Source organism: Moorena sp., assembly GCF_982860115.1.
The window spans coordinates 36,203-43,371 of record NZ_CEYLVT010000037.1 but is presented as its reverse complement, the minus strand read 5'-3'; the positions used below and the strand labels follow the sequence as shown (position 1 = coordinate 43,371).

The 7,169-nt window shown below is 43.6% G+C and carries 5 protein-coding genes; 3 read left to right on the top strand and 2 right to left on the bottom strand.

The genetic code is table 11. From position 1 onward, the window contains the following. The first annotated feature begins 466 nt into the window (after positions 1 to 466). Positions 467 to 1,462 (top strand): LysR family transcriptional regulator, encoded by a 996-nt coding sequence (locus AC4II3_RS09175; RefSeq protein WP_488017106.1) that lies wholly within the window; start codon positions 467 to 469, stop codon positions 1,460 to 1,462. Positions 1,463 to 1,492: 30 nt separating this feature from the next. After that, the gene (locus tag AC4II3_RS09170) at positions 1,493 to 2,599 is read left to right on the top strand and encodes an anthranilate phosphoribosyltransferase family protein (RefSeq protein ID WP_488017108.1); all 1,107 of its coding nucleotides are present in this window, start codon (positions 1,493 to 1,495) and stop codon (positions 2,597 to 2,599) included. A 393-nt stretch (positions 2,600 to 2,992) separates the two neighbouring features. On the opposite strand, the gene AC4II3_RS09165 is transcribed toward AC4II3_RS09170, so the two are convergent. Next, positions 2,993 to 3,535 (bottom strand): hypothetical protein, encoded by a 543-nt coding sequence (locus tag AC4II3_RS09165; RefSeq protein ID WP_488012323.1) that lies wholly within the window; start codon positions 3,533 to 3,535, stop codon positions 2,993 to 2,995. Between the two features lie 310 nt (positions 3,536 to 3,845). Between AC4II3_RS09165 and AC4II3_RS09160 the strand changes: the two genes are divergently transcribed. Continuing rightward, positions 3,846 to 4,541, top strand: coding sequence for a hypothetical protein (locus AC4II3_RS09160; RefSeq protein ID WP_488012321.1), 696 nt, complete (start codon positions 3,846 to 3,848; stop codon positions 4,539 to 4,541). Positions 4,542 to 4,984: 443 nt separating this feature from the next. Here the strand turns inward: AC4II3_RS09160 and AC4II3_RS09155 are convergent, their stop codons facing one another. Continuing rightward, positions 4,985 to 5,842, bottom strand: coding sequence for a hypothetical protein (locus AC4II3_RS09155; RefSeq protein WP_488012319.1), 858 nt, complete (start codon positions 5,840 to 5,842; stop codon positions 4,985 to 4,987). Between the last annotated feature and the right edge of the window lie 1,327 nt (positions 5,843 to 7,169).

Sequence of the window (7,169 nt, the reverse complement as noted above, 5' to 3'; positions counted from 1 at the left end):
GGGTATGAATATGAACTTTTCGAGGTTCGTCCGGCTTGTGTGCGCCTTCATGTATATATATTAAGCAATATATTTAGTTTTGTAAAGGTGTTTGAGAGTAATTACCCCTCAGGTTATTAAATAATGTAAATAAGTAAGACTTATATAAACTAATTATTGACATTTTTTTATAAACGTGGTATAAAGAGGGCTAAAAAATTGAGATTTACCTGATATACCAGGAAACGCTACATTTATATATTTATTTATACTTTCTTAATATTTTGGCTTTTTCAGAAATCAGAAGTGCCCTGTTTTCCCTTGACTGTGACTGTCCCTATTGAAATTGGTTGACTAGATTACATTGCTGGAGTTATTGATTTAGTTAAATGGGCCAGCGTCAATGTATCAAATTATACCGAACTTCCTCAAAAAATCTACTATGTTCAATGAATTATGATGAAACCTCATACACCTTAGACAAATCATGCGGATTGAGCAGTTGCAGGCATTTCTGGCAGTCACCCAGACGGGTAATTTTGGACAAGCGGCACAAAAATGCGGCGTAACACAATCGACTATCAGTAGACAAATTCAGTCTCTCGAAAGTCATCTGGGTATGCCACTGTTTCATCGCACTGCTCACGCCAAGTTGACTCTTGCAGGGGAACAGCTGTTACCCCGTGCTCGTAAAATCTGTCAAGAGTGGCAAACGGCTACCCAAGAATTAGCAGATTTGATCGCAGGTAAGCAGCCAGAATTGTGTGTAGCAGCAATCCAATCAGTCTGCGCTCACTATTTGCCACCGATCTTAAGGCAATTTTGTCGAGCCTATCCTCAAGTGCAGTTACGAGTAACGGCCCTCGGAAGCGATCGCTCTTTGAAGGTACTGCGAGATGGTCTAGTGGATGTGGCAATTGTGATGAACAATCGCTTTTTGACCACTAGTTCAGAGATGGTAGTTGAGGTACTCTATGAAGAGCCCATCGAAGTCCTGATGGCATCAGACCATCCCTTAGTCAACTATCAACCAGTGCCCTGGTCAGAACTGATTAAATACCCACAAGCAGTCTTTAAAAGTGGCTACGGTATGCAACGTTTAGTACAGCAGCAGTTTGCCCGCCTAGGGGCTAATTTGCGGGCAGTTATGGAGTTAAATACCCTAGAAGCATTCCAAGGAGTAGTGCGCCAAGGAGAATTGATTGCCCTATTGCCCAAATCAGCCCTGATCAATGTACAGCAAGACTCTACTCTGGCTGTGCGTACCCTAGAAAAACTACCAGAATCCCTGGCTAGCTCCAACAAACTAGTGGGTAGCGTCTCTGCCTTGGATTCCAAGTGGACTCGTCAGGTGGTCTTGGTCACGACTCGCGATCGCTTAGAGATTCCACCAATTCAGCATTTTTGTAAACTGGTGCGTCAGCTGGACATGCCAACAGTTCAGGCTTGGAACGTCCAGCTGCCAGCCCTTGCTCAAGCTTGATCACTGTTTCCAGCTTTGGACTAATCGCCGATGAGTAATGCCTTCAGGGAATTATTAAAGAAAGTGGGCAGTGGTGTCCACACTGGGAAAGCCTTAACTCGTGAAGAAGCCACCACGGCAACCCGCCTCATGTTGACACAAGAGGCTACACCAGCGCAAATTGGAGCATTTATGATTGCCCACCGCATCAAACGACCGACCAGTGAAGAACTGGCAGGGATGTTGGATGCTTATGACCAACTTGGACCAAGGTTAAAACCCTGGGACATCAACCATGGGCAAGATGCCTCTCGCTCACTTTCGTCTTCTCCATCCCTGGGGATTACGGTGTTAGGAACACCCTATGATGGACGAAACCGTACTGCACCAGTCACACCCCTGACCGCCTTAGTCTTAGCTACTGCTGGCGTACCTGTGGTCATGCATGGCGGAGATTGTATGCCAACTAAGTATGGAGTCCCCTTGATTGAGATTTGGCAGGGAATGGGAATGGATTTTTCCCAACTGTCTGTGCCCCAGGTCCAACAAGTATTGGAGACCACTGGCTTAGGATTTATCTATTTACCCCAGCATTTTCCCCAAGCTCATCAGTTAGTTTCCTACCGCGACCAAATCGGTAAACGTCCACCGATAGCAACCATGGAACTCCTGTGGTCTGCCTATAGGTCTGCCGATCAAAGACAGACTCATCATGTTGCCGGGTATGTTCATCCACCTACAGAAAATCTGTTTAGACAGACATGTCAGCTGCGTCTGGTCAAGAATTTTACCTTTGTCAAAGGCTTAGAGGGTAGCTGTGACCTACCACGCGATCGCACTGCCATCATAGCCATTAGTGAACCATCATCCAAAGGGTTTGAACGTCTGCTACTCCATCCGAGTGAATACGGTTTGGCTGGCAAGGAGGTACCGTTTGAGTCAACCACTACACTGCTGGCACAGTACCAGGAAATCCTAAAGGGTAAATCCAACCCATTGATGCCAGCCGCTATCTGGAATGGTGGGTTTTATCTGTGGCGTTGTGGTATTTGCCAAGATTTAACAGCAGGTCTGGCCAAGGCTGAAGATTTATTCACCAGTGGTAATGTGGATCAAAAATTTAACGAAATTGTTGATTACTTACACAAGGTTAAATAAACAGAAGGTAAGTATATGCGCTACGCGCACGCTGCGCGAACAGCTATCAGCGTGTCGCGTATCAGCTAATGAGTCACAGGCTATAAGCCTGTGCCACGCTACTTGATGTGCTATCAGCTATCAGCTAATGAGTCCCAGCGTCGTTCGCACAGCGTGGCCATTCGCGTAGCGTGGCCAAAGGCCAAGGCCAAAGCCTGTGACTCATTAGCTGATGTGCTTATGAGCATAGGGCAAGCTACACCGAACAGCTTTTGAATAAAATCGGTAAGCATTGGAATAATGCTGCAGTGTTGTCACAGGACTTGTGGCCTGTCTCATAAAGCTGACTGCTGACTGCTGAGTGCTGTTCGCGCAGCGTGCGCGTAGCGCATATGCTTACAATACTCAACCAAATTACTGAACCAAGGTTCTTGCCGGAGGTGGCGCAAAGGTCGGAGACAATTCGGAGGGATATTGATCAACAGAAATACAAGTGTTTAGAGCCTTGTCAGGGCTAGCAACATTGGCACTATTCAAGCCAATAACACATTCAGAAAATTGCTCTGGCAGGAGGCTACGACGGCAGTGCTCCAGCACTGAGTTAGCATTTATGTTTTCAATCTGATTGTCAATATCAACCACACACCTAGCCAATTCCAAAGGTCGTCGGACTCGTGTACAAGCACCTAACGCTTTTTGGCCTGCTAATGAGGTCAGTACCTTAATTTTCAGTACACAAAACGATAAATCCTCAGGTTGTAGTGCCTCTGAACAAGCTTGTGATGCGATTTCTGAAGTGATATTGGCCGCTTTAAGATCTTTGGCACACAAACCAACTTGATTCGCAGCAGTGGCAGAACCATTAGGAATCCCTAGGGTGACTAGGCCAGCGATTGCCAACTGAGTAGTACAAAATTTCAATAAAGATGTATGTCTAAACCTACTTTGCTGCTTCATAACTAGTCTTAGTCGATAAAATTTTATAAGCTACCAATTATAAACGCTCAATTATAAACAATCAAGGTATTGATTATGTTAGACGTTGATGAGCGTTCCGTGGTCAATCCATGACTAACTACCAATTAACCTAGCTCATTTTTCACAAGTTGTTATGATAGTCGATATTTTAAACCCCATTACTGACAATTAATCATTCTTTGTAAGCTATCCCTAAGGAATATCGAATCTGTTTATACCTATGCCTATGCAATTCTACCAGTTTTTAAGTCAAACAGTTCGCTCACTTTACTCTAATAGGCAGGTGAGTATGATCCTAATGCTAATGGCATTGTGTGTCAGCTGCTCCCCAAAAGAATCCCCTGACCTTGAGTTAGAACTAAGTGTGAAACCGGCCCGTCGTCCTGGTGCCTATACTGTATCCGGTACTAGTAATCTACCTGACCAAAGTCAAATTGCTGTAGCTGCTATTCGCTATTTGCGTCCGACACAACAGCCTTTATTTGGTTCTAACCCCCTAGGCACCTATTCGATTTTGGATCGCCAAGTTGTTGAAGTAAACGAGCAGGGTCAATGGCAAGCTAGGCTTAACCTATGGGAGGTGGCACCAGATGGTCGCCTTCAGGAAGCTTGGCAAATCAATCAATCACAAGGACGATTCTCGGTTAGCCCCAATAATAGTGTCTCTTTCGTAGCCACCTATGAGCCCTATGGTCACTTAGGAACGGCTGAAGAGCAACAGCCGCAGATTCCCAAGATGGAAGGTGACCTCGTCCGATTTAATAATGATGGTCAACCTTACGTCAAGGCAAGTTCCACCCTACTGATAGCGCTACCTAGTGGCAGGAAATCAGTACCTAGCATTAGGGCAGCAGAACGCAATGGTGGCTGGGGAAACCGCTCAGAACTTAGACCCCAAACATCGGTTAGTGGTAGTATTAGCCCACAAACCAATTTAAAAAATCAAAGCAATACTCCACTCTCGCCGTCAGAGTTTTTCCGATAAGACAAAACTTTTATCTTAGTTTATTGTTAATGGTCATGGTTCATGGTTGGTCACTATCAAGCCTGAACCATGAATAATACTCAGAATAATATTCAGAATAATACTCAGCCAAACTGTGAACCCTTTTACTGAAATACCTTAACAGTTTTATTTAATGAGCCCTATGATCGCGTTTTTTTGGCGCTTTTTGTGAAAAGGATCAAGGTGATACCAATCGTAACAATCCAGTAATTAGCTAATCCCAAATTAATCCATCGATAAATCGAGGTTATAATTGTGAATTCGGAAGGCAAAAATGGTCAAATAAATTCCGCAATTTTGGCTAATTACCAACAGTAAACTATCTATACCTAACTCTCTGGAGTCAATTCCAGTAGATGCTTTTTAGCTTATGCTTGGACAAGGATGCACCCTAATCGTCTAACAACTTCTCTTAAACCTTCCTAACCCTTTACAGACCAGGACTTAAGAAGTTGTTTGGATGGGCGATTCCCTACAGGTACCTCAATCCCTCGACTTTTCTGTGTGCCATCAAGGGCAGATTGTAAAGAAGCCATCTGAGACATAATTGTTTGAAGTTGAGTGTTTAGTTGCTCCAGCTGCTCCGGTTTTGGTGAACTTACCTGGATAGGTGGGGTGACTACAGGTTTTGTGCGCACAAAACCTAGAAACGTTTGTGCTGAGGCAAACTTCTGGGTTACATCCTCTACAGACCTTGTAGCGGTTGTGATAGCAGGCTCTTCAACAAAATCCGACCTAGTCACTATAGTTTGAAAGACTGGCTGGAATTCAAGGTTGTTATCCTGAGTTTCCGTAAGGTTTTCTGTAAGGTTTTCTGTAAGGTTTTCTATAACTTTGTCGGTAAGGTTTTCCGTAACGTTTTCTGTAAGGTTTTCTGTAACTGTTCTCTGGCTTTCTGCCTCATCTATAAAATCAGTGAGTCCAGACGCTGCCAAACTCGACAAAGAAAGCTTAAGGTCTTCTAATTCTTTTTCTTTTGACTGGATATCCTCAGCTAGAGTGGAAACTTTGTCCTGAGTTTGAGAAAATTTATGGGCAGAGTGTTGCCACCCTGAAATTGCCAAACTGGCTACACCGACTCCCAAACTTAAGGCTCCAACCAACCCTAGATAAGGGGGAGCAAGATCCTTAATTTCACCATCCATCCACTGTTCTCCCTGAATGCGAATGGAGACTGGTTGTGAGCCAAAAATTGCTACTGGTAAGGACAGTACTGACAATACCGCTGCTGCAAGAAGAACGGGTTTGAAAAGGAATTTATTCAGAGGAGAGCCTGACATGTTTTATAGTTAACTGTTAAAACTACTCGTGTTACTATGTACCTCAAGGGCTTTGAGAGAAATTCCGCACGGTACGGTTTTTTGACTCTGTCTAGCATCTTGAGGTGCGCTTTCCGTAGTTACTAGGACAAACTACATGCTTTGAGTACCTGCTGCACTTTTTGCTTCTACTAAAGTTAACCACGTGTATCAGTGATTTTCCGTAAATTACTTATGAATAGTCCCACCAGATTGTAAATTTTGTGTGAAGTCTTTACAAAGGTTAGCTTACATAGGCCATTTTTCCAGCCAAAATGGCGGCAATCAGCAGCCAAAACCCGATTTATTATCCCAACTACTCCGGATGAAACCGCTCTAGTTAGCCACAAAGCCAGTTTCAGCCAGCTTTTATAGGTAGATCCTAGTGGGAAAGTCTAATCCCTGGAATCGGGCTCCTGTAGGTAAAAATCACTAATACCAACATTGCTGTGTCACAGGTGAACACCCTGATCACGAATAGGGTAAGGCCATTGACGGTAATTTAGATAACAATTTAGAACTATAGTGATGGTGGTATTATGCCATCACCAAGACTACATGCGATCGCTAACTTGGCAGTGGCACTCTTGTTGCGCAAAACTTAAACCTTACTTACTTATACTGAACACGATAGCAGTTCTCAATTAAGTTGAGATACCTCGCCCTCAGGGTTTTAGACATTAGGGAGTAGGGAGTAGGCTTTCAAGGAAACTTTGGATCAGGTAACAGAAACATTTCTTAACCTTTATTGGGACTGCTATAGGGTTTATACATGAGATGTAAACTTGTGTGGTCTTTTTTTATTGGACAATCAAACTCCGGATCTGTTTCCCCTCTAGGATGCATGCCTCTTTCCTGTTGCCTCTTGCATCAGGGAGTCTGTTCACGACTCAAATATAAACCATAAATATCTCATAAGTATAATAAATGCAATATACCTGAGTTAGAGATAATCAACGTTATCTCTAACTCAGGAGCTAGAACTGAGGAGTTAGAACTCAGAAGAAATTATTTACCAGTTAATTGGCAATTGATCAAAGTTTGATCAGCAATAAAATTCTGTATTAAAATTCTTTATTCTGTCTTGATGCAGTTGCTAATGAGCAGAGGCTGTGTTATCAAAAAACCTTCGAGTAAGACATAACCGCAGGATGGGGGAGCCTGGTTTTGTTGAACTTAAAATTATTACTCACAACCGTTCGGCGCTCATTGGCTCCCACCGTTGCTTAATAATCGAATGATTTGAACAGTTTTGTGGAATGGGCATCTTGCCCGAACGGGCATCTTGTGGGTGGAATGGGCATCTTGC